The organism is Bacteroides togonis, from assembly GCF_900130135.1.
GTDB lineage: Bacteria > Bacteroidota > Bacteroidia > Bacteroidales > Bacteroidaceae > Bacteroides > Bacteroides pullorum.
The window spans coordinates 2,973,542-2,996,002 of the sequence record NZ_LT670820.1; the positions used below are offsets into that span (position 1 = coordinate 2,973,542).

The window sequence follows — 22,461 nt, forward strand, 5'->3', positions numbered from 1 at the left end:
AAGAATGAAAAGATATATGAAACTGAACGAACTTTTGAAAGCTATACAGCCGGTAGAAGTGGCCGGAAGTACAGACATCGAAATAACCGGGGTGAACATCGACTCGCGTCTGGTGGAAGGCGGTCATCTTTTTATGGCCATGCGCGGTACGCAGACCGACGGCCACACCTACATACCTTCGGCCATCACCAAAGGGGCTGTAGCCATCCTTTGCGAAGAAATGCCAGAGCAGAAGGAAGCCGATATCACCTACATCCTTGTGAAGGACTGCGAAGATGCCGTAGGCAAGATAGCGACGACCTTCTATGGCAATCCGACTTCGAAGCTGGAGCTGGTGGGTGTCACTGGTACCAATGGTAAGACAACCATTGCTACCTTATTATATAATGTATTCCGTTACTTCGGCTATAAGGTAGGTCTCATCTCTACCGTATGCAACTACATTGACGACGAACCGGTGCCTACCGATCATACGACGCCCGATCCCATTACGCTGAACCGACTCTTGGGGCAGATGGCTGATGCCGGTTGCAAGTATGCCTTTATGGAGGTCAGTTCGCATTCCATCGCCCAGAAGCGAATCAGTGGCCTGCATTTTGCCGGAGGTATTTTCACTAACCTGACGCGCGACCATCTGGACTATCATAAAACGGTGGAGAACTACCTGAAGGCCAAGAAGAAGTTCTTCGACGACATGCCTAAGAATGCCTTCAGTCTGACTAATTTGGACGATAAGAACGGACTGGTGATGACACAAAACACCCGTTCGCATGTATATACTTACTCGCTGCGCAGTTTGAGTGATTTCAAGGGTCGTGTATTGGAGTCGCATTTTGAAGGTATGTTGCTCGATTTCAACAATCATGAAGTGGCTGTTCAGTTTATCGGACGTTTCAATGCCTCCAACCTGTTGGCAGTATTTGGTGCTGCTGTCTTGTTGGGCAAGAAAGAAGAAGATGTGCTGGTAGCGCTAAGTACCCTGCATCCGGTAGCTGGTCGTTTCGATGCAGTTCGTTCATCTGGCAAAGGCTTTACAGCGATTGTTGACTATGCCCATACACCCGATGCGCTGGTCAATGTGCTGAATGCCATTCATGGTGTGTTGGAAGGGAAAGGTAAAGTTATCACCGTGGTAGGAGCCGGCGGGAATCGCGACAAGGGCAAGCGTCCCATCATGGCAAAAGAAGCCGCTCGCTTGAGCGATCGCGTCATTATTACGAGTGATAATCCTCGTTTTGAGGAACCGCAAGATATTATTAACGACATGCTGGCCGGTCTTGATAAGGATGATATGCAGAAAACGCTTAGTATTGTTGATCGTCGCGAGGCTATCAAGACTGCTTGTATGCTGGCGCAGCCCGGAGATGTTGTATTGGTAGCTGGTAAGGGACATGAAAACTATCAGGAAATAAAGGGTGTGAAACATCATTTTGATGATAAGGAGGAACTCAAGAAGATTATGAACTGAAGACTGATTGTTAATTGTACATTGTAAATTATTCATTGTCATGTTATACTACTTATTCCATTGGCTCGACCAATATGACTTCCCTGGTGCAGGTATGTTTGGTTACACGTCGTTTCGTGCGTTGATGGCTATCATTCTGGCTCTGCTCATTTCCACTATCTGGGGAGATAAATTTATTCATCTGCTGAAACGAAAGCAGATTACTGAAACTCAGCGTGATGCTAGCATTGATCCTTTTGGTGTGAATAAGGTGGGTGTACCTAGTATGGGAGGAGTCATTATTATTTTTGCTACTCTTATTCCTTGTTTGTTATTGGGTAAGTTGGAAAATATCTACATGATACTGATGCTTATCACCACCGTCTGGTTGGGTTCACTGGGTTTTGCTGATGATTACATTAAGATATTCAAAAAGGACAAGGAGGGGCTGCACGGAAAATTCAAGATTATTGGCCAGGTGGGGCTTGGCTTGATTGTGGGGTTAACTCTCTATCTTAGTCCACAAGTTGTTATTCGTGAGAATATTGAAATGGAACAACCGGATGGACAGATAGAAATTGTTCATGCTGCCAAGGAAATCAAGGCCACACAAACCACTATTCCGTTCTTTAAGAGTAATAACTTGGATTATGCTGATCTCATGGGTTTTCTAGGTGAGCATGCGCAGACTGCCGGATGGATATTATTCGTTCTTGTTACTATCTTTGTAGTTACAGCTGTAAGTAATGGCGCGAATTTGAATGACGGTATGGATGGCATGGCAGCTGGTAATTCGGCTATCATAGGATTGACATTAGGTATATTGGCTTATGTGTCTAGTCATATTGAGTATGCTGGTTATTTGAATATTATGTATATTCCTGGCTCAGAAGAGCTGGTAATCTTTGTTTGTGCTTTCATTGGTGCACTTATTGGTTTTCTATGGTACAATGCTTATCCAGCACAGGTATTCATGGGTGATACAGGTAGTCTCACCATTGGAGGTATCATTGCTGTTTTTGCTATCATTATCCACAAGGAATTACTGATTCCTATTCTTTGTGGAGTATTTTTGGTAGAAAATCTTTCGGTTATTTTGCAAAGAGTTTATTATAAAGCTGGTAAGCGGAAAGGAGTCAAACAACGTTTGTTCAAACGTACACCGATACACGATCATTTCCGTACCGGTATGAACCTGATAGAGCCGGGATGTCGTGTTGTATTTACCAAACCAGAACAGCTGTTCCATGAATCGAAGATTACCGTTCGTTTTTGGATTGTGACCATCATTTTGGCAGCTATTACTATTATTACGTTGAAGATCAGATAATATAGATATGAACAGAATTGTAGTTTTAGGAGCCGGCGAAAGCGGCGCAGGTGCTGCCGTGCTGGCAAAAGTGAAAGGTTTCGACACTTTTGTTTCAGACATGGGTGCCATCAAGGACAAGTACAAAGAACTGTTGAACAAGTATGATATTCCTTGGGAAGAAGGTGAACATACGGAAGAAAAGATTCTGAATGCCAACGAAGTCATCAAGAGCCCGGGTATTCCTAATGATGCTCCGCTGATATTGAAGTTGAAAGCGCAGGGTACGCCTGTCATTTCCGAGATAGAGTTTGCCGGACGTTATACGAATGCAAAAATGATTTGTATTACAGGATCAAACGGAAAGACGACAACCACTTCACTCATTTATCATATATTTAAGAGTGCCGGAATGAATGTCGGCTTGGCTGGTAATATTGGAAAAAGTTTGGCTTTGCAGGTTGCTACCGAGCAGTACGACTACTATGTTATTGAGTTGAGTAGTTTTCAATTGGATAACATGTATAAGTTCCGCGCTAATATTGCTGTACTAATGAACATTACGCCCGACCATCTGGATCGTTACGATCACTGTATGCAAAACTATGTAGATGCTAAATTTCGCATTACTCAGAATCAGACGGAAGAAGACGCCTTTGTTTATTGGAATGATGACCCCATTATTCGTCGCGAGTTAGCTAAACATGGGCTAAGGGCACAGTTATATCCTTTTTCTGCTGTTAAGGAAGATGGAGCTATTGCCTATGTGGAAGATGGAGAGGTGGAAATCAATACACCTATCGCTTTCAACATGGAACAAGAAGAACTGGCCTTGCGCGGTACACACAATCTATATAATTCGCTGGCTGCTGGCATCTCGGCCAACCTGGCAGGCGTGAAGAATGAAGACATTCGGAAGGCCTTATCTGACTTTCAGGGAGTTCCTCACAGATTGGAAAAAGTTGCTACAGTACGTGGGGTACATTTTATCAACGATTCGAAAGCTACTAACGTTAACTCCTGCTGGTATGCCCTGCAAAGCATGACGACCAAGACTGTGTTGATATTGGGTGGAAAGGATAAAGGTAACGATTATAAGGAGATAGAGGATTTGGTGCGTGAGAAGTGTTCGGCATTGGTGTACTTGGGTTTGCATAACGAAAAGTTGCACGATTTCTTCGATCGTTTGGGACTGCCGGTAGCCGATGTACAGACTGGTATGAAGGATGCTGTAAACGCTGCCTACCATCTGGCCAAAAAAGGGGAAACAGTGTTGCTGAGTCCATGTTGTGCTTCGTTTGATCTCTTCAAGAGCTACGAAGATCGTGGTGATCAGTTCAAAGCATGCGTACGAAGTTTATAAACTGTTTTAAAACGAGATACGGACATCTTAAAATAGAATAACGTGGATCTATTAAAAAGCATATTCAAAGGTGACAAGGTGATATGGATTATCTTCTTGGTGCTCTGTCTTATTTCTATTACAGAAGTGTTTTCCGCAGCGTCTACACTTACTTATAAAAGTGGCGACCATTGGGGACCGATTACCCAACATACGATTCTGCTTTCCATTGGGGCATTGATTGTTGTGTTTGTGCATAATATTCCTTATAAATGGTTTCAGGCGCTTCCATACCCCCTGTTGTTGGTTTCGGTTGTGCTATTGCTCTTTGTTATGATTACAGGTATTGTGACAGGTGACCGTATTAATGGCGCTGCCCGTTGGATGACTTTCATGGGAGTACAATTTCAGCCTTCAGAATTGGCTAAAATGGGTGTCATTATGGGAACGGCTGTAATTTTGTCGCATGGACAAGATGAATCGGGAGCATCCCCTAAAGCTTTTAAGCGCATCATGATCATGACATGTATTGTTTGTGGTCTTATTTTGCCGGAGAATTATTCAACTGGTGTATTGCTTTTTGGTACCGTTTATTTGATGATGTTTATCGGACGTGTACAAGCTAAAAAACTGATATTACTAGGAGGAGGTTTGATTGGTGCAGTAGTACTGTTTGTGTCTTTTTTATTGGCTACACCTAATGATACATTGGAAAAGATTCCAATGGGACATCGTTTTACTACGGTGAAAGCACGTATTGTTGATTTTGCTTATGCTAAGGAAGTGCCTGCTGCAAAGTTTGATATTGATGGGGATGCTCAGGTAGCTCATGCTCGTATTGCTGTAGCTACCAGTCATGTTATCGGAAAAGGACCTGGTAATTCAGTCCAGCGCGACTTCCTTAGTCAAGCTTATTCAGATTTTATTTATGCTATTATTATTGAAGAACTGGGGCTTATTGGTGGTATTGTTGTCGTTTTTCTTTATATTTGTCTGTTGATACGTGTAGGACGTATTGCTAAGAAGTGCGACCGAACTTTTCCGGCCTTTTTGGTCATTGGTATAGCTCTTTTGCTAGTGACGCAGGCTTTGTTCAATATGATGGTAGCTGTAGGTTTAGCACCTGTTACAGGACAGCCGTTGCCACTTATTAGTAAAGGAGGTACCTCGACTTTTATTAACTGTGCTTATATTGGTATGATACTTAGTGTCAGTCGATATACTTCTCAGTTGGAAGAACAGAAACAACATGATGCTCAGATTTCGATGCAAGTGGAAGCTGCTGTTGCAGATGTCGCGTCTGTTCAGGTCCAGGAAGAGGCAGAAGAACCCACTTCAAAACTGTTAAACAGTGACAGTGAATTCAATTAGAAGAAGAATCCAAAAACAAAGGTGAAAATGAAGGATTACATTAATAATAAGGCTCCGCGTATTATTATCAGCGGTGGTGGTACAGGAGGACATATTTTCCCAGCTGTATCTATAGCCAATGCTATTCGTGAGTTGTGTCCCGAGGCTGAAATCCTTTTTGTAGGTGCAGAAGGAAGGATGGAGATGCAACGTGTGCCCGATGCCGGTTATCGTATTATTGGTTTACCGGTAGCAGGGTTTGACCGTCAGCATTTATGGAGGAACTTCTCTGTGATCCTTAAATTATTGCGTAGCCAATGGAAAGCACGCAAGATTATCAAGGAATTTCGTCCGCAAGTAGCGGTGGGTGTAGGTGGATATGCTAGTGGTCCTACATTGAAGACTGCAGGTATGATGGGTATACCAACTTTGATACAAGAGCAGAACTCTTACGCCGGAGTTACCAATAAATTATTGGCTCAGAAGGCAGATCGCATTTGCGTGGCTTATGAAGGCATGGAAAAGTTTTTTCCTTCTGAGAAGATTCTATTAACAGGGAATCCTGTAAGACAATCGTTACTAGATAATCAGATTACACGTGAAACTGCAGCTTCTGCATTTGGTTTTAATCCTAATTTGAAGACAGTGCTTGTATTAGGTGGAAGTTTGGGAGCACGTACTATCAATCAGACGTTGGCGGCAGGGTTAGCGCTTATGAAAGCACATCCTGAGGTGCAGTTTATTTGGCAAACAGGTAAGATATATATAGATCAGGTAAAAGCTGCCATTACTGCTTTTACGGGAGAAGCTGTGCGCAATGCACGAGTAGGTAGTATTCCTAACTTGTATGTGACAGACTTCATTAAGAATATGAATAATGCCTATACGTTGGCTGATTTGGTTATTTCGCGTGCTGGGGCAGGTTCTATTTCAGAGTTCTGTCTCTTGGGTAAGCCAGTTATTCTTGTTCCTTCGCCTAATGTGGCTGAGGACCATCAGACAAAAAATGCGTTGGCATTGGTTAACAAGGATGCTGCTCTTTATGTGAAAGATGCCGAAGCGCAGGAAAAGTTGCTTGATACGGCCCTAGAGACCGTTGCAGATGATGAATTATTGAAGCAATTAAGTGTAAATATTGCAAAGTTGGCTTTGCCTGACTCTGCTCGTATTATTGCTGAAGAAGTGTTGAAATTGATAAAATGAAGCATATTATTATGAATATAGAAACTATACAATCCGTTTATTTTGTTGGTGCCGGAGGGATCGGAATGAGTGCTTTGATACGTTACTTCCTTTCACTGGGCAAACGTGTAGCTGGATACGATCGTACCTCCAGCGAACTGACAGCACGGCTTGTGGAAGAAGGGGCGGTTATTCATTATGAAGAAGATGTTAATCAAATACCAGAATGGTGTAGAGATGCAGCTACAACTTTGATTGTCTATACTCCGGCTATTCCCAATGAACATGCTGAATTGAATTATTTCCGTACGAACGGTTTTGAGATACACAAACGTGCTCAAGTATTGGGTATTATTACACGTAGCAGCAAGGCTCTTTGTGTGGCTGGTACACATGGTAAGACCACAACTAGTACGATGGCTGCACATTTACTTCAGCAATCGCATGTAGGTTGTACAGCTTTTTTAGGAGGTATCTCAAAAAATTACGGTACTAATTTGTTATTGTCACAGGAGAGTCCTTACACAGTTATTGAAGCTGATGAATTTGATCGTTCCTTTCACTGGTTGTCTCCTTATATGAGTGTTATTACTGCTACTGACCCTGACCATTTGGATATTTATGGTACTCGGGAGGCATATTTGGAAAGTTTTCGTCACTACACAACACTTATTCAACCAGGAGGAGCACTCATCCTTCACGAAGGACTTGCCTTGCAGCCCGATGTGCAGTCTGGCGTCAAGGTTTATACTTACAGCCGCGATCATGGTGACTTTCATGCTGAAAACATTCGTATTGGCGGAGGTGATATTTATGTGGACTTTGTGGCGCCTGATACGCGTATCTGTGATGTTCAATTGGGAGTACCTGTCAGCATTAATATAGATAATGGTGTAGCTGCTATGGCATTGGCCCATTTGAATGGTGTTACTGATGAAGAAATTAAGCGAGGCATGGCCAGTTTTCGTGGTGTAGATCGCCGTTTTGATTTTAAGCTGAAGACAGATCGTATTGTTTTTCTCAGTGACTATGCCCATCATCCGGCGGAAATTGCTCAGAGTGTACGATCTATTCGTGAATTATATCAGGATAAGAAGATAACGGCTATTTTCCAACCTCATCTCTATACACGTACGCGCGATTTTTATCATGAGTTTGCAGATAGTCTTTCGTTGCTTGATGAGGTGATTCTTACTGATATTTATCCTGCTCGTGAAGAGCCTATTCCAGGCGTTAGTAGCCAGCTCATTTATGATCAATTACGTCCTGGTATTGAAAAGTGCCTTTGTCGTAAAGAAGATGTACTTGCTTTGCTCGAAACAAAGGATATCGAAGTTCTGATTGTACTAGGTGCTGGTGATATGGATAACTATGTTCCTCAAATTACTCGTTTGCTGGAACAACGGTGTTAACAGATATATACGTAGCAAATTCATTTGAGTGTTATAATTGCGGATACAGTCAAGACATCAGAAATAACGAAGAAATATGATAAGAAGAATTTTACTGACAATTGTCCTGTTATTGGTCAGCGCCTATCTGATTGTAGCCGTTACCGCTTTTAATCGGAAACCTAAAGCGGCTGTTTGTTCCGATTTGGAATTGGTTATTAAGGATACTGTTTACGCTGGCTTCATTACCAAGAAGGAGGTTTTGTCCATGCTTCGCAAGGAAAAGCTTGATCCTGTAGGTCGCGATTTGGATGAAGTACGTACAGATCGTCTCGAGGAGGTTTTATCTGCTCATCCGCTTATCGATCGTGTAGAGTGCTACAAAACTCCCAGTGGGAAAGTATGTACAGAGGTTAGTCAACGTATTCCCATCATGCGTGTTATGAGCAGTCGTGGCAATAATTATTATTTGGATAACAAAGGAACAATTATGCCTCCTGGTGCAAAATGTGTGGCTCATGTCCCTTTGGCTACGGGACATATAGAAAAGTCTTTTGCCATGGAGAAATTATATAAGTTTGGTGTATTTTTGCAGCAGAATCCTTTTTGGGATGCTCAGATTGAACAAATTTATATTTGTGCAGATCAGACTGTTGAACTCGTGCCTCGTGTAGGCGACCATCTCATATATTTGGGTGAATTGAAGGACTATGATCGCAAGTTGGACCGTCTTAAGGAATTCTACCAAAAAGCCCTAAATAAAGTGGGATGGAATAAATATTCACGTATTAATGTAGAGTTTGATAACCAGATTATTTGCACCAAACGAGATTGAATACAGGAAAGATTAATAAAACAATAATAATGGAGATATATGGCAACAACAGAATTCATCGCAGCCATTGAGCTCAGTTCTTCTAAGATTTCCGGCATTGCCGGACGTAGGAACAGTGACGGAAGTATTCAAGTGTTGGCCTATGCCACTGAGGAGGCATCCTCTTTTGTTCGCAAAGGGGCTGTTTATAACATTGGTAAAGCTGCACAGGCATTGACTACTATCATTAACCGGCTGGAAGATCAACTCAAAAGCCCTATTGCGAAAGTCTATGCTGGTATTGGTGGGCAGTCTTTACGTACTGTCAAAAATGTCGTGAGCCGCACACCTGAAGCAGAAGTTATTTCGCAGGAACTTATCGATACCCTTTGTGACGAAAACCTGGCTTGTCCCATTGTCGACATGGATATTCTCGACGTGGCGCCACAAGAATATAAGATAGACAATAATCTTTATGCTGATCCTGTAGGTGTTACCGGTAAATTTATTACTGGACAGTTCCTTAATATCATGGCTCGTTCTTCGCTCAAGAAGAATCTTGAATTGAGTTTTGAACAAGCTAAGATTGAGTTTGCTGACCTGCTAACAGCTCCCACTGCTTTGGCTCAAGCTGTCTTGACGGAGAATGAGCTTCGTTCAGGGTGTGCGCTTATTGATTTGGGTGCAGACACCACTACAGTTATGGTTTATAAAAATAATATCTTACGTTATCTTAGTGTGATTCCTTTAGGTGGTAGTAACATCACCCGTGACATCACCACCTTGAAAATGGAAGATGAAGAGGCTGAAAAGTTAAAACTTAGCTATGGAGATGCTCTTTACAAAGAAGACGAAGAGACGGAAACGCCTGCTGCGTGTACAACAGAAGATGGACGGAGTATTCTTCTTACGGAGTTGAACGAGATTGTTGCTGCACGTACAGAAGAAATCTTGGCTAATGTTTGGAATCAACTTCAGCTTTCTGGTTATGAAGACAAGCTTTTAGCCGGTATTGTGCTGACTGGAGGTACTTCCAATTTGCGTAATATTGAGGGCGCGATGCTTAAGGTTTGTAAGGTAAGTAAAATTAGAATTGCTTCTTCTGTTCAGGAAACGATCCGTGGCTATAATGAGCAGATTAAGAAAAACGGAACACAAAATACCCTTTTGGCTTTGCTCATTGCTGGTAAGGATAACTGTTGCTTACAGGAAGAACCACATCCTGTACAATCCGGGCCAGTTAAACCAACCGATATGTTTAAGGATGATGAAACTCTGAAAGCTCAGGAAGAAGAGAACCGTCGTAAACGTGAAGAGGAGGAGAAGAAGAAGAAGGAGGAAGAGAAGCGTAAGAAGGAAGAAGAGAAACGGAGAAAAGAACAGGAAAGAAAGAATAAATCCAACTGGTTCAAGTCCAAGATTGATACTTTGACCAAAGAATTGTTTGACGATGATAAGATGTAACCATTAAAAGCAGATAGCATATGGACGATATAATTAAAGATTTTGGTTTCGCTACCGATTCACCGAAGATTATCAAAGTCATCGGAGTAGGGGGAGGAGGCGGTAATGCTGTTAACCACATGTATCGTGAAGGTATCCACGATGTAGCCTTCGTGGTATGTAATACCGATCGTAAAGCTCTTGAGGAATCCCCCGTTCCTGTAAAGCTCCAGCTGGGACACGAAGGACTGGGAGCAGGTAATCGCCCGAATAAGGCTAAAGAAGCTACCGAAGAAAGTATTGAGGAAGTAAAGGATATGCTGAACGACGGTACGAAGATGGTTTTCATCACTGCAGGTATGGGAGGAGGAACTGGTACAGGAGCTGCACCGACTATTGCTCGTATCGCCAAGGAAATGGACATCCTCACCGTGGGCATTGTTACCATTCCCTTCCGCTGGGAGGGCGATAAGAAGATTGACCAAGCCTTAGACGGAGTCGAGGAAATCAGTCGCCATGTCGATGCCTTGCTGGTTATCAATAATGAGAAATTAGGTGAGATATATTCTGATCTTTCTGTGACCAGTGCTTTTGCCAAAGCCAATGACACGTTACTTATCGCAGCCAAGAGCATTGCTGAAATCATTACTATGCGAGGTATTATCAACCTTGACTTTAATGATGTAAAAACCGTGATGAAAGATGGAGGTGTAGCTATTATGAGTACCGGATATGGCGAAGGGGAAAATCGTGTAAGCGAAGCCATTAAGAATGCTCAGCATTCACCTCTGCTTAATAACAATGATATTTTCAACTCGAAAAAGGTGCTGCTTAATATCTCCTATAGCCCTGATCATGAATTGATGATGAGTGAGATGGATGAAATAAAGGATTTTATGAATCGCTTCAATCGTGATTTTGAAACAAAATTCGGCATGGTGGAGGATAAGGAATTAGGCGAACGTGTAAAAATCACTCTCCTTGCTACAGGTTTTGGTATTCAAGATATCCACATGCAGGAGATGGATGCTCGTTTGAGTCAACGTAGTGCTGAAGAACAGCAGCGCCTGGCCGAACTGGAGGAAGAGGAAGAACAACGTCGTACACGCCGTGAAACCTACTATGGAAAGGATGCAAATAACCGTGCACAACGTACACGTCGTCGCCATCTTTATATATTCTCTCCTGAAGATTTAGATAATGCAGAAGTGGTGGCAATGGTTGAGAATTCACCTACTTATTTGCGTGATAAGACTACGCTGAATGCTATCAAGGCTAAGGCTGAGGAACAGAATCAGCAAGCTGCTCAAGAGGCTGGAGGTGCAGAAGATGGGGGAATTATCAGTTTTGTATAAACTCGATTATTAATTAAAACTTATATTGATACAATGGATCTATTTGAGAAAGTCAGCGAAGACATTAAAACCGCAATGAAGGCTAAGGACAAAGTGGCCCTTGATACTTTGAGAAATATTAAGAAAGTGTTTCTGGAAGCCAAAACAGCTCCGGGTGCTAATGATATTCTGACAGACGATGCTGCATTGAAAATCATTCAAAAACTGGTGAAACAGGGTAAGGATGCCGCTGAAATCTATGTACAACAAGGACGTCAGGATTTGGCTGACGGTGAATTGGCACAGGTAAAAGTTATGGAAGCTTATCTGCCTAAACAGATGACTCCTGAAGAACTGGAAGCTGCCTTGAAAGAAATCATTGCCGAGGTAGGTGCTACGAGCGGCAAGGAAATGGGGAAAGTGATGGGCGTGGCCAGCAAGAAGTTGGCCGGATTGGCTGAAGGTCGTGCCATTTCTGCTAAAGTAAAAGAATTGCTAGGATAATTCTTCTTCCAGGTAAAGTGAAGCCCGTTATCTTCGTTTAGGATCTCGTATAGGAGTCGGACGAAAATAACGGGCTTTTATTGTGTGATGTCATTAATTCCCGTCGGGTTTCTCTATTTCCGTAAAGGGAGAATCATCCCAATGGAAATTGTCGGGATTGTCGGGATGAGCAGGATCGAAAGTAGGGAATGGCTTCAAATGACGTGCCAAATCCGGTACTTGTGTTTTCAGTCCTTCTACGATGCAGCGGGCTATCTCGTAAGCGCCATAGGGATTGAAATGGGTATTGTCTGCGAAATCCTGTGTCTGACCTGGGTAGGAGCCTGCAGGATAGTGAACAAAAGCACGTTTCGAAGGTTCTACACCCATAGCTTCATAGAGTGTGCGGGTCATTTCGTTTAAATCAATCAATGGCACATTTTCCTTCTCAGCCAGCCAACGCATAGCTTCAGGATAGTCTTCATGAGTATCGCGAATGTGGCCGTCGGGACCAAAAGATCGTCGCTGGGTTGGTGTTACCAAAACAGGATGTGCACCACGTAGACGAGCTTCGTCAATAAAAGTCTTCAGGCTGGTCATGAATGAATAGTAGGCACCTTTACCCGGACCTTTTTGTTTTTGGTCATTGTGGCCGAATTCCATGAACAGGTAGTCGCCCTTTTTCATTTGGCTCAAGGCTTTTTTTAATCGACCGGCGGCAATAAAGGTATTGGCACTTTCGCCACTTTCTGCATAGTTGGCTATACAAACATTGGTGTCAAAAAAGTAGGGAATCATTTGTCCCCAGCTAGCCCATGGTTCGTTATCCTGATCGACAACAGTACTGTTACCGCAGAGGAAGACGGTAGTAACTGTTGTGTCGGCAGGTTCTATGGTAATGCTTTCACACACAGGTACACTACCGTTGAATTCTAAAGTCAGTTTGTCGTCCCAGTTCAATTTTCGTTTTTCTCTGGGCTTTATGCGTACGTATTCGTTGCCATCGATGTGGGTATTCCGTTTGTTGACAATAAAAGTACGCTCAATAAATTCTTTCTTTTTGGTTGGTACGCTTTCGATGAACAAACGGCGTGATTCTGCTCTGACAGTAGTAATGCCTGCTTGCTTGCGGCTGCCTAAACGGACAGTTACCTTATAATTCCCATCGGGTACACGAACTGAAAAGAAAAATGGTGATTTACTGTCTTTGGCAGGGGTTTCTACCAGATCATAGCCGTAGCCTGTTTCTTCACTGTAGCGTGGAGCTTCGTCCAGAAGATAGGTCTTCGTTCCGGTTTGAGCAGTTGCCGACACCCCAAGTCCTAATAGGGGAATCCATAAATACTTTTTCATCATATTATTATCACGGTCTATTGATTATACTTTCAAGTTATTAAAATACTTTTTTAGGTTTTAGTTCGTCAGGTGAATCTTTGGTATAGGAGTTTACTGTCCCGGCTTCTTTGGTAAATAGTTGTCCGATTTGTTCGGGTGATACTTTAAAGGCTGGTCGGAAATTGTCAGACCTCATATAATCGTAGACAGCTTTCCGTAGCTGACGGGCCACAACACGTTCGTCCGGCTGAGAAGTCAGATCTAATGTCGTCATTATCAGTCGTCCGTTCAATACTTTTGCTTCGAAAAGCACACCGATCTTACGGCTGATAAACCAGGTGTCAATACTTTGTACCAAAGGTTGGAAATCTGCAGGAAAATCGGTGAACTGCATGACAGGAGCACGGTTCAGCAACTCCCACCACTGCAGGTTGCTATGGTATTCAGTAGGAAATTCGCGAAACAGAGGATGATATTCATTCACAAAAATACCGGTGGTATGTGGAGGACGCATCTTGAACCAGGATGTATTCCAAAATACAGGTGTAAAATATTGCTGTACTTCTTTGCCATATTTTACATTACGTCCGGCTATAATCAGTACTTTGCCACCTTCTTTTAATATTGTAAGAGCCTTTGCGTCCAATGTATCTGTTGTGTAGACATCGCCTTCAGTCACTTCGACTTGAGCAGGATATACCCAGAAGTCCCAGTCGTTGACGGCTTCGGTGCCCTCAATACGTATCTCAAGGTTCAGTTTACGAGGCGTATCAATATCTGTTAGCGGAAATTCCACGTGGCCCAGGGAATAAAGATTGCCAATGGGGATATCTTTGCGGTTTATGATGCCACGGGTATATACTTTCCCATACGTATCTTGTATGATATAGGTGATTTCTGCGTTTGTTAATGGAGTTGGACCGAAGTGGGACACTTCAACATCAGCTCGGAAAGTTTCTGCGTTTGTATAAGTGAACTTCGGGATGCGTGCTAAGGGAACAGTAGGACTACAGAAGCGACGGAAAGCAGGGGCGTCAATGTAGCCTTTTTCATCGAAGAAGGCATCTAGAATACCTACTAAAGCCGTACCTTGGCCAGTATAGTCATTGAGTGCCAATAACTGGAAGCCTGCATAATCGGGAGTACGCATGGTCTTTTCTATTTCATGCTTGTAGCAGAGGGCTTGCAGTTTACCCGAGGCCATCATAAAGTCATGTCCCCGTCCTTCCATGTCGTTGTCGCGCAGTAAATCTTGGAAGATCTCAAAGTTCCGTGCTTTGTTTACACCTGTGTATTTCCGTATCTCGTTGAAATTGGGGAAGGCGCACCACTGTCCCGTCTCATGTGATACAAAAGGCTGGCTGACAGTATCGATGTTAGCTCGGAAGTCTGACATGCTTTCGGGTTGTTGTTTGGCCCATGTCAGTCCACGTGCTCCTGCTTTGACATGATATTGATTGCGTGGTTGCCATTGCCAGCTTCCACCCACAGAAGCACCGGTGTATACACGGCGCGGATCAGTCTTTTCCCAGAAGTCTACAAACTGGGTAACCCATTCTACCCATCGGCCTGAGGGCTCGTTTCCGCAGGCCAGCATACAGAAGGAGGCATGATTGCCATACGCCCTGGTCAGGGCAATGGTTTCGTCCATCAGATATTTATCAATCGGTTGTCCCAATCCCAGTTTCGGACCGTGATTGGGCCAGCTGGGGCCTTCCGGTTGTAGATAAAATCCTGTACGGTCTGCGGCTTGGAAAGCAGCTTCAGGCGGACAGTAAGAGTGGAAACGCATGTGGTTCAAACCATATTCGCGGCAGATGCGGAATACGCGTTCCCATGATTCCACGTCCATCGGGGCGTATCCGGTCAAGGGGAATACACAATTCTCTACCGTACCGCGCAGCATTGTTTTTCGTCCGTTTACGTAGAACCACTTTCCTTCAATCTTGAATTCGCGCATGCCGAATTCTACTTTTTTTGTTTCTGTTCCGTGTCGTCCTGTTATGGTGGCGGTCAGGCGGTAGAGTGCAGGAGAGAATTCATCCCATGTCAGGAAGTCATCTCCCATTGGCAGTTCTGCTTCATAGGTGTTTGTGCCTTTCTTTGCTTTGATTGTCAGATTGATGGCAGGTACTTCATGTGTCTGTTCGGCATTGAAGCTTTGTGCGGAGAAGCTCATTTCAACAGTTTCTGTTGATGAAGCGTTCAAACTGAAGCGGACTAAAGCTTTTTTCTCTGCCAGATTGGGGTATACTTGTATATCTTCAAAGCAGGTTTTAGGAACACTTTGTAGTTCGATGCGTCCTACGATACCGTTCCAGTTACCTTGTGTCTGGTCGGTGATACTGTGCGAGTCTGGACCTACGTTGATCTCTTTGATGCGGTTGTCTACCCGGATACTTATTCGGCATTCTTTGCCTGGAGTTACAGCAGCGGTCAGGTCGTAGACGTGTGGTACACAGAGACTGTTCTGCATCCCAATCTTTTTCTGTCCGATCCATACAGTCGTTTCGATATGAGGACGTTCCAAAAAGAGTACAATTCGTTGGCCTTTCCAGTTGGCAGGTACTTGTACTGTTTTCTGATACCAGGCTACTCCTACATAATGCTTGTCAGGAGTCAGGAAGAAGGGTAGTTTTACCTGTCCATCTATTCGATATTTTTCCATGTAGGGATTGAAGTAATAGGAGCTGTCATACAGGCTGCCTGTCCAGCGGGTACGTACTGTTACGTCGTCTCCCTTTAATTTTTCGGGCATACTGCCTGGCAGGTTAATATGGTCCGTTGTCAGTTCCTTGCCAAACCAACGTTCCTTTATCCCCGCGTCATCACGGTCTATCTGGAATTTCCAAGTTCCGGAAAGATCCAATGGATTGTTTTGTCCGGTGGCACCTGTTATGGAAGCCAATACAAGTAGAATACTTATTACAAAATGTTTCATGCAATATGGATTTAAGTTGTTGTTTTAGCTGTGTTTATTAGTCCTTTGAGAACGAGTGCTAAGTTACGGCATCTGTAGTGAATGCTAAATAGAAAAGCATACAGAAAGATGGAATAATGTACCGCTCAGGGATTGATACAGAATAATTTTGTACAGAAATCCATGATTATGTCCGTTTCTCCAGCTGTTTTGTTGGGGAATGTCAGGCGTATGGGTTATCTTTGCATTATTGGACATAAACATGTATTATGAAAACAACAACTACTATGAAATCAACCATTATCTGCCTGTCCTTGCTTTGGGGGCTTGTTGCTGCATCGGCACAAACAGTAGCTTCACATTGGTTTGACGACAAGAACTTGACATTGACAGGTGTTTATTATTATCCCGAACATTGGGATGAAAGCCAGTGGGAACGTGACTTCAAGAAAATGCATGAATTGGGATTCGAATTTACTCATTTTGCAGAGTTTGCTTGGGCGCAACTGGAACCTCAAGAAGGTGTGTACGACTTTGCATGGTTGGACCGTGCTGTTGCTTTGGCTGCCAAGTATGATCTGAAGGTTATCATGTGTACCTCTACTGCTACACCGCCTGTATGGCTGAGCCGGAAATATCCTGAAATCCTGTTGCGAAATGAAGATGGAACTGTGCTTGATCATGGTGCCCGTCAACACGCATCGTTTGCTTCACCGCTGTATCGTAAACTGGCTTATCGCATGATCGAACAGCTGGCACGCCACTATGGAAATGATTCGCGTATCGTCGGTTGGCAGCTGGACAATGAACCTGCTGTACAGTTCGATTACAATCCGCAGGCCGAACTGGCTTTTCGTGATTTCCTGCGCCAAAAATACGATAACGACATACACAAACTGAACGACGCCTGGGGGACGGCTTTCTGGAGTGAAGTTTATTCTTCTTTCGACGAAATCACGTTGCCTAAGCGTGTACAGATGTTTATGAATCATCATCAGATACTGGATTACCGTCGTTTTGCAGCCAAACAGACCAACGACTTTTTGAACGAGCAATGCTTGCTGATCAAGCAATATGCACGTAACCAGTGGGTCACCACGAATTACATACCAAACTATGACGAAGGCCATATCGGCGGCAGTCCGGCTCTTGATTTTCAGAGCTATACCCGTTATATGGTTTATGGTGACAATGAAGGTATCGGTCGAAGGGGATATCGGGTGGGTAACCCGCTGCGTATTGCCTGGGCCAACGATTTCTTCCGTCCCATACAAGGTACTTATGGGGTGATGGAACTTCAACCCGGTCAGGTGAATTGGGGAAGTATTAATCCGCAACCTCTCCCTGGTGCTGTGCGTCTTTGGCTTTGGAGTGTTTTTGCCGGTGGAAGCGATTTCATTTGTACGTATCGTTACCGTCAGCCTTTGTATGGTACAGAGCAATATCATTATGGCATTGTAGGAACGGACGGCGTAACAGTGACGCCTGGCGGGAAAGAATATGCTACGTTTATGGAGGAAATACGCCAATTGCGTAAACAGTACCAGCCCCGTGAAAACAAACCGGCAGACTACTTGGCCCGTCGTACTGCCATTCTTTTCAATCCGGAGAATTGTTGGAGTATTGAGCGGCAGAAACAGAACGCTACGTGGAATACGTTGGGACATGTTGACAAATACTACCGTACGCTGAAATCTTTTGGGGCTCCGGTCGACTTTATCTCTGAAAGTAAAAACTTGGCAGATTATCCAGTTGTTATTGTACCCGCCTACCAGTTGGCAGATCCGACGTTGGTAGAACAGTGGAAGACTTATGTGGAGAATGGAGGTAACCTGGTCATTACTTGCCGTACGGCGCAGAAGGATCGTTATGGTCGTTTACCCGAAGCGCCTTTCGGTTCCATGCTTACACCATTGACCGGCAATGAAATGGAATTTTACGATTTGTTGTTGCCACAGGAACCGGGTGTTATCCAGATGGATGGGAAGGAATACCAGTGGAATACGTGGGGAGAAATCATAAAACCCGCAGAGGATGCTGAAGTATGGTGTACTTATACCCGTGAGTTTTACGAGGGGAAACCTGCCGTTACCTTCCGCAAAGTCGGCAAAGGAACCATTACCTATATTGGTGTAGACAGCCATGACGGAATGCTGGAAAAAGACATCCTGAAGAAGCTCTATGCCCGCCTTGACATCCCTGTCATGGATTTGCCCTACGGCGTGACTTTGGAATACCGCAACGGCATGGGTATTGTCTTGAACTATGCTGATGTTCCTTATACGTTCAATCTGCCCGAAGGAAGCCAAGTACTGATAGGAAGTACTGAAATTCCTACTGCAGGTGTGTTAATCTTTGCTACGGCACCTGAAACGAGCTTTAAGAAATAACTCCTACAAATATGAAGATTATGAAGAAGTTTTTTATCAGCCTGTTGGCCAGTATATGTAGCTTTTGGACACTTCAGGCACAGGAAACCGCCTATTTGTTTTCATACTTTATCAACGACAGTCGTGACGGCTTACATTTGGCTTACAGTCGTGACGGCCTGAAGTGGACCGCCTTGAACAACGGAAAGTCCTACCTGGCACCTGCTGTAGGCAAGGACAAACTGATGCGTGATCCCAGTATCTGCCAGGCACCCGACGGGACGTTCCACATGGTATGGACTTCCAGCTGGACCGACCGGATCATTGGTTATGCATCTTCCAAGGATTTGATCAATTGGAGCGAACAACGTGCCATACCTGTCATGATGCACGAATCGGAGGCGCACAACTGTTGGGCGCCTGAGTTATTCTACGATGAACCGACACAGACTTATTACATCTTTTGGGCCACGACTATTCCCGGACGGCACAAAGAAGTACCTACGAGCGAAAGCGAAAAGGGATTGAATCACCGTATCTATTACGTTACGACTAAAGATTTCAAGGAATTCTCGTCTACACAGATGTTCTTCAATCCCGATTTCAGTGTCATCGATGCGGCAATCGTCAAAGATAATAAGTCGCAAGATTTGATTATGGTCGTGAAGAATGAGAATTCGAACCCGCCGGAGAAGAATCTTCGCATCACGCGCAGTCGGGACATCACCCATGGATTTCCTACGGAGGTATCGGCACCGATCACCGGTGATTATTGGGCAGAAGGTCCTGCTCCCTTGTTTGTGGGAGACACGCTTTACGTCTATTTCGACAAATACCGTGACCATCGTTATGGGGCCGTTCGTTCACTGGATCATGGAAAGACTTGGGAGGATATCTCTGACCAGACTTCTTTCCCACAAGGCATCCGTCACGGAACAGCTTTTGCTGTGGATGAGGCCGTGTTGGACAAACTTCTTCAGACTGCTAATCCAGAATGAGTGGAGCAGTAGATTTACTGCTCCTCCATTTCTTCTGTCTCTTCCTCTGTATCAGTCTCTCGTCCGAACGATCGATATTCCATTGGGGTAAAGCCTGTATGCTTCTTGAACAGGGAGAAAAAGTGTTCAGTAGACTTATAGCCCAGCAGGAAAGAGATTTCCTTTACAGAGCGGGACGTGCCTACCAATAATTGTTTGGCCTTTCTGAGCTTCAGTTCCTGGAAATACTTGGCTGGGGCATAACCGGTATAGTCTTTGAACACCTTTCGAAACCATGAATAGCTGATATTCAGTTTCATGGCCAGCTCTTCAGGATCTATGTCCTTGAAGATATTTTCGTTCATAATGATTTTGGCCTGCTCTATTTTCTGGTCTACATCTCCCATTTCGTAGATTTTGTTTTTCGAGATGGAGAGTATCATGCCGAGCATGTGCAGTACTACGCCGCCCAGATGTTGTTGTGCCGAGGTACGGTCGCTTTCGGCTATTTCCAATGCTTGTGAGAAGAGTGATACCAGTTCCTCGTTGAGCCCGACTTCCAAAATCTGGTTTTCTGGTGTGAAGAATCCGGCTCTCATCAGGTTGTCCACTACCGGGCCTTCGAACCCGATGTAGTATTCGTTCCATCCGGTCTGCATGTATGGGTGATACGTATGCCATTGACCGGGTAGCAGAAACATCATTCTTCCTTTGCACACCTGTCGTTCGCGAGTCGTTTCCGAACTGAACAGGCCGCGTCCTTTTGTTATATAGACTATTTGGTATTCATGCAGGATGCGTCCTTTTTGTGCATTGAAGAAATAACCCGAAGGATGATCTTTCAGCGGGTAGGGAGAGCCGGGTGGGATAGGCTGGAAACCGACCGTGTTGACCCACAGGCCGAATTTACGGTCCATGTCGTTTACGATCAGATACTTGAATTCCACTCCCAAATCATCAAAATTCTTAGTCATAACAGGTGTTTTTCGAGGTAAGCATGACACAAAGTTAGTCTTTTTCCGCTAAATGCCAAAAGCGGAACTTTGTTGTTTTATCCTTTAGATAGTTTTAAGAAGCCGTTCCATCAGAGGAATATGAAAGGTGAATGCTGGAGTGAAGCATTTGCTTTCACAAAAAGTCGTTGAATAACAAATACTTGCAAGCCTGTGAAAGCGTGAAGGCATTCTATTGGAATGAAACTTTCAAAGGTGTAGAACGACCTTTTACGTTGTATGAAACAAGGCTTAGCTTCGTTTCGCAGACATCTACTTTAACTCCGTAAACACCCACTTTGGCCTCATAAACATCTATTTTAGCTGCGTAAACACCTACTTTAAGACGGCGTTTTTATCGTCTATTCCTCTTCCCTATACTCCAACAAATCCCCCGGCTGGCAGTCGAGCACCTTGCAGATGGCTTCGAGGGTGGAGAAGCGGATGGCCTTCGCCTTGCCCGTCTTCAGGATGGAAAGGTTGGCGGGAGTGATGTCGATTTTTTCCGCCAGCTCGCCTAGCGTGATTTTCCGGCGGGCCATCATAATATCCAAATTCACTACAATCGGCATAGGCAAGGGGATTAAATGGTTAAGTCCTGTTCTTCTTTCAGCTTCACCGCACGGCGGACGATCTTGCCGACAAACTGCAACAGGAAACCGAACAGCAGGATGGTTATCCAATCCAACGAATAGTTCCAACTGTCGCTCAAGGCATCACTCCCGTCTACAATCCAATTGCGTATCAGCATCATCAGAATGATAAAATAACCGCTGAAATCCAACGAATCGGCTGTCTTATGGCTCAACAGATTGCGGCAATCCAGTCTCAGGATGTTTACACAAAGCACCACCAGAGCCAGCAGGTTGCAGACATACGCCCAACCCTGCAGCCGTTCTTCACCCTCTGCCTGTATCAGGTCAATTATCTCCGATAGTAATAAGACGATTGCAAACAACACGATACATACTACCCAAAACAGGGTGCCCATACCCTTATAACGTTGATACCAACTCTTTAATCTCTTCATAACTGTAGTCCTCCTTTTTATCATGCCAACCACGTGGTGCAACGCTTCACCCAGCGATGATACAGATACGACCAACCATAAATCCAAACCACCCCTCCGTATATACGGATAAACCTGGCATCTTTATCTACCCACAGGTTCATTACCAGAAAAAATACGAACGAAGCCACCATCAACGTCAACAGCAGAAAACCGACGTAGCAGATACCTGCCACCCATTTGCGGTCTGTATGAAAAATACTACGACTCATGTGTACCTTCTACTTTAAATAGTCAAATCCTGTTCTTCCTTCATCCGTATGCCGACCTTGAACAGGCAGGCGATGAAAAGGAAGAATACACCCAACAACAGATAAATCATCGGAATGGTATTCCCAGCCTTCGCATCGGACAAAAAGGCATTGAATATCATCTGCAAGATGCCGTTGCATTCCAGCACGACCCCAATAGTCATAATCAAGTCTGAATTCTGTTTGGTAAAGACCAATCCCTTCTGTACGTTGCGCAGCATCAGATAAATGAGTACACTGCATACAGCCATTGCCAACAACGTTACATTTTCGGGCAGCAGCTTTACAATCAGGCCGTCGGTATCGTCCTTCCCCAAATCATAACATAAGTCCAGATTACGGAAAAAGACGAAAAGCAGACAGCTGACACACATTATTATCAAGCAATACATCACAAACTCCAGTTCTTCTTTCGAAGTTTTCTTTCCAAATATATTTTTCATATTCCTATCT

Annotated in this window: 18 protein-coding genes and 1 pseudogene; 12 read left to right on the top strand and 7 right to left on the bottom strand. The window is 44.1% G+C overall.

Features of this window, described 5'->3' with window-relative positions:
• Positions 1-16 precede the first annotated feature (16 nt).
• The 10 genes from BQ8005_RS12590 (at position 17) to BQ8005_RS12635 (ending at position 12,116) form a co-directional block, all read left to right on the top strand.
• The gene (locus BQ8005_RS12590) at positions 17-1,468 is read left to right on the top strand and encodes a UDP-N-acetylmuramoyl-L-alanyl-D-glutamate--2,6-diaminopimelate ligase (RefSeq protein ID WP_075319197.1); all 1,452 of its coding nucleotides are present in this window, start codon (positions 17-19) and stop codon (positions 1,466-1,468) included.
• 40 nt (positions 1,469-1,508) lie between these two features.
• The gene (mraY, locus tag BQ8005_RS12595; protein WP_021848818.1) at positions 1,509-2,777 is read left to right on the top strand and encodes a phospho-N-acetylmuramoyl-pentapeptide-transferase; all 1,269 of its coding nucleotides are present in this window, start codon (positions 1,509-1,511) and stop codon (positions 2,775-2,777) included.
• A gap of 7 nt (positions 2,778-2,784) precedes the next feature.
• On the top strand, positions 2,785-4,119 hold the full coding sequence (gene murD, locus BQ8005_RS12600) for a UDP-N-acetylmuramoyl-L-alanine--D-glutamate ligase (RefSeq protein WP_021848819.1): 1,335 nt from the start codon (positions 2,785-2,787) through the stop codon (positions 4,117-4,119).
• A 42-nt stretch (positions 4,120-4,161) separates the two neighbouring features.
• A complete protein-coding gene (locus BQ8005_RS12605) occupies positions 4,162-5,469 on the top strand; it encodes an FtsW/RodA/SpoVE family cell cycle protein (RefSeq protein WP_075318304.1) in 1,308 nt (435 codons plus the stop codon).
• A gap of 27 nt (positions 5,470-5,496) precedes the next feature.
• Complete coding sequence (gene murG, locus BQ8005_RS12610) at positions 5,497-6,651, top strand: undecaprenyldiphospho-muramoylpentapeptide beta-N-acetylglucosaminyltransferase (RefSeq protein ID WP_075318305.1); 1,155 nt, start codon at positions 5,497-5,499, stop codon at positions 6,649-6,651.
• Positions 6,652-6,662: 11 nt separating this feature from the next.
• Complete coding sequence (gene murC, locus BQ8005_RS12615) at positions 6,663-8,042, top strand: UDP-N-acetylmuramate--L-alanine ligase (RefSeq protein WP_075319199.1); 1,380 nt, start codon at positions 6,663-6,665, stop codon at positions 8,040-8,042.
• Between the two features lie 76 nt (positions 8,043-8,118).
• A complete protein-coding gene (locus tag BQ8005_RS12620) occupies positions 8,119-8,856 on the top strand; it encodes a cell division protein FtsQ/DivIB (RefSeq protein WP_021848823.1) in 738 nt (245 codons plus the stop codon).
• Between the two features lie 39 nt (positions 8,857-8,895).
• The gene (gene ftsA / locus BQ8005_RS12625) at positions 8,896-10,299 is read left to right on the top strand and encodes a cell division protein FtsA (protein WP_021848824.1); all 1,404 of its coding nucleotides are present in this window, start codon (positions 8,896-8,898) and stop codon (positions 10,297-10,299) included.
• A 20-nt stretch (positions 10,300-10,319) separates the two neighbouring features.
• On the top strand, positions 10,320-11,633 hold the full coding sequence (gene ftsZ / locus BQ8005_RS12630) for a cell division protein FtsZ (RefSeq protein WP_075318306.1): 1,314 nt from the start codon (positions 10,320-10,322) through the stop codon (positions 11,631-11,633).
• Between the two features lie 33 nt (positions 11,634-11,666).
• Positions 11,667-12,116, top strand: coding sequence for a GatB/YqeY domain-containing protein (locus BQ8005_RS12635; RefSeq protein ID WP_021848826.1), 450 nt, complete (start codon positions 11,667-11,669; stop codon positions 12,114-12,116).
• Between the two features lie 93 nt (positions 12,117-12,209).
• Here BQ8005_RS12635 and BQ8005_RS12640 read toward each other — a convergent pair whose 3' ends face one another.
• Positions 12,210-13,451: a rhamnogalacturonan acetylesterase gene (locus BQ8005_RS12640; protein WP_111936077.1), complete on the bottom strand. Its 1,242-nt coding sequence runs from the start codon at positions 13,449-13,451 to the stop codon at positions 12,210-12,212.
• 37 nt (positions 13,452-13,488) lie between these two features.
• Positions 13,489-16,371, bottom strand: coding sequence for an exo-beta-1,4-galactosidase (locus BQ8005_RS12645; protein ID WP_075318307.1), 2,883 nt, complete (start codon positions 16,369-16,371; stop codon positions 13,489-13,491).
• A gap of 266 nt (positions 16,372-16,637) precedes the next feature.
• Here BQ8005_RS12645 and BQ8005_RS12650 point away from each other — a divergent pair, with 266 nt between their 5' ends.
• Together BQ8005_RS12650 and BQ8005_RS12655 are read left to right on the top strand one after the other, a co-directional pair.
• Positions 16,638-18,740, top strand: a complete 2,103-nt coding sequence (locus tag BQ8005_RS12650; RefSeq protein ID WP_111936115.1) for a beta-galactosidase — start codon at positions 16,638-16,640, stop codon at positions 18,738-18,740.
• A gap of 20 nt (positions 18,741-18,760) precedes the next feature.
• Positions 18,761-19,708 (top strand): annotated as a pseudogene (locus BQ8005_RS12655) (glycoside hydrolase family 43 protein); the annotation flags it as partial.
• A gap of 23 nt (positions 19,709-19,731) precedes the next feature.
• Here the strand turns inward: BQ8005_RS12655 and BQ8005_RS12660 are convergent.
• From BQ8005_RS12660 to BQ8005_RS12680, 5 genes are all read right to left on the bottom strand, one after another.
• A complete protein-coding gene (locus BQ8005_RS12660; protein WP_021848831.1) occupies positions 19,732-20,670 on the bottom strand; it encodes an AraC family transcriptional regulator in 939 nt (312 codons plus the stop codon).
• A gap of 380 nt (positions 20,671-21,050) precedes the next feature.
• Positions 21,051-21,260: a helix-turn-helix domain-containing protein gene (locus BQ8005_RS12665; protein ID WP_021848832.1), complete on the bottom strand. Its 210-nt coding sequence runs from the start codon at positions 21,258-21,260 to the stop codon at positions 21,051-21,053.
• 11 nt (positions 21,261-21,271) lie between these two features.
• Positions 21,272-21,718, bottom strand: coding sequence for a hypothetical protein (locus BQ8005_RS12670; RefSeq protein WP_159436253.1), 447 nt, complete (start codon positions 21,716-21,718; stop codon positions 21,272-21,274).
• Positions 21,719-21,738: 20 nt separating this feature from the next.
• A complete protein-coding gene (locus tag BQ8005_RS12675; RefSeq protein WP_075318310.1) occupies positions 21,739-21,969 on the bottom strand; it encodes a hypothetical protein in 231 nt (76 codons plus the stop codon).
• A gap of 14 nt (positions 21,970-21,983) precedes the next feature.
• Positions 21,984-22,451 carry a DUF2975 domain-containing protein gene (locus tag BQ8005_RS12680; protein ID WP_075318311.1) on the bottom strand — a complete coding sequence of 156 codons (468 nt, stop codon included), beginning with the start codon at positions 22,449-22,451 and terminating at the stop codon, positions 21,984-21,986.
• Positions 22,452-22,461 lie beyond the last annotated feature (10 nt).

What these genes read in the sequence shown, in the direction of transcription:
- BQ8005_RS12590 (WP_075319197.1), top strand. Translation starts at nt 17, where the DNA reads ATGAAACTGAACGAACTTTTGAAAGCTATACAGCCGGTAGAAGTGGCC.
- mraY (WP_021848818.1), top strand. Translation starts at nt 1,509, where the DNA reads ATGTTATACTACTTATTCCATTGGCTCGACCAATATGACTTCCCTGGT.
- murD (WP_021848819.1), top strand. Translation starts at nt 2,785, where the DNA reads ATGAACAGAATTGTAGTTTTAGGAGCCGGCGAAAGCGGCGCAGGTGCT.
- murG (WP_075318305.1), top strand. Translation starts at nt 5,497, where the DNA reads ATGAAGGATTACATTAATAATAAGGCTCCGCGTATTATTATCAGCGGT.
- murC (WP_075319199.1), top strand. Translation starts at nt 6,663, where the DNA reads ATGAATATAGAAACTATACAATCCGTTTATTTTGTTGGTGCCGGAGGG.
- BQ8005_RS12620 (WP_021848823.1), top strand. Translation starts at nt 8,119, where the DNA reads ATGATAAGAAGAATTTTACTGACAATTGTCCTGTTATTGGTCAGCGCC.
- ftsA (WP_021848824.1), top strand. Translation starts at nt 8,896, where the DNA reads ATGGCAACAACAGAATTCATCGCAGCCATTGAGCTCAGTTCTTCTAAG.
- ftsZ (WP_075318306.1), top strand. Translation starts at nt 10,320, where the DNA reads ATGGACGATATAATTAAAGATTTTGGTTTCGCTACCGATTCACCGAAG.
- BQ8005_RS12635 (WP_021848826.1), top strand. Translation starts at nt 11,667, where the DNA reads ATGGATCTATTTGAGAAAGTCAGCGAAGACATTAAAACCGCAATGAAG.
- BQ8005_RS12640 (WP_111936077.1), bottom strand. Translation starts at nt 13,451, where the DNA reads ATGATGAAAAAGTATTTATGGATTCCCCTATTAGGACTTGGGGTGTCG.
- BQ8005_RS12645 (WP_075318307.1), bottom strand. Translation starts at nt 16,371, where the DNA reads ATGAAACATTTTGTAATAAGTATTCTACTTGTATTGGCTTCCATAACA.
- BQ8005_RS12650 (WP_111936115.1), top strand. Translation starts at nt 16,638, where the DNA reads ATGAAATCAACCATTATCTGCCTGTCCTTGCTTTGGGGGCTTGTTGCT.
- BQ8005_RS12660 (WP_021848831.1), bottom strand. Translation starts at nt 20,670, where the DNA reads ATGACTAAGAATTTTGATGATTTGGGAGTGGAATTCAAGTATCTGATC.
- BQ8005_RS12665 (WP_021848832.1), bottom strand. Translation starts at nt 21,260, where the DNA reads ATGCCGATTGTAGTGAATTTGGATATTATGATGGCCCGCCGGAAAATC.
- BQ8005_RS12670 (WP_159436253.1), bottom strand. Translation starts at nt 21,718, where the DNA reads ATGAAGAGATTAAAGAGTTGGTATCAACGTTATAAGGGTATGGGCACC.
- BQ8005_RS12675 (WP_075318310.1), bottom strand. Translation starts at nt 21,969, where the DNA reads ATGAGTCGTAGTATTTTTCATACAGACCGCAAATGGGTGGCAGGTATC.
- BQ8005_RS12680 (WP_075318311.1), bottom strand. Translation starts at nt 22,451, where the DNA reads ATGAAAAATATATTTGGAAAGAAAACTTCGAAAGAAGAACTGGAGTTT.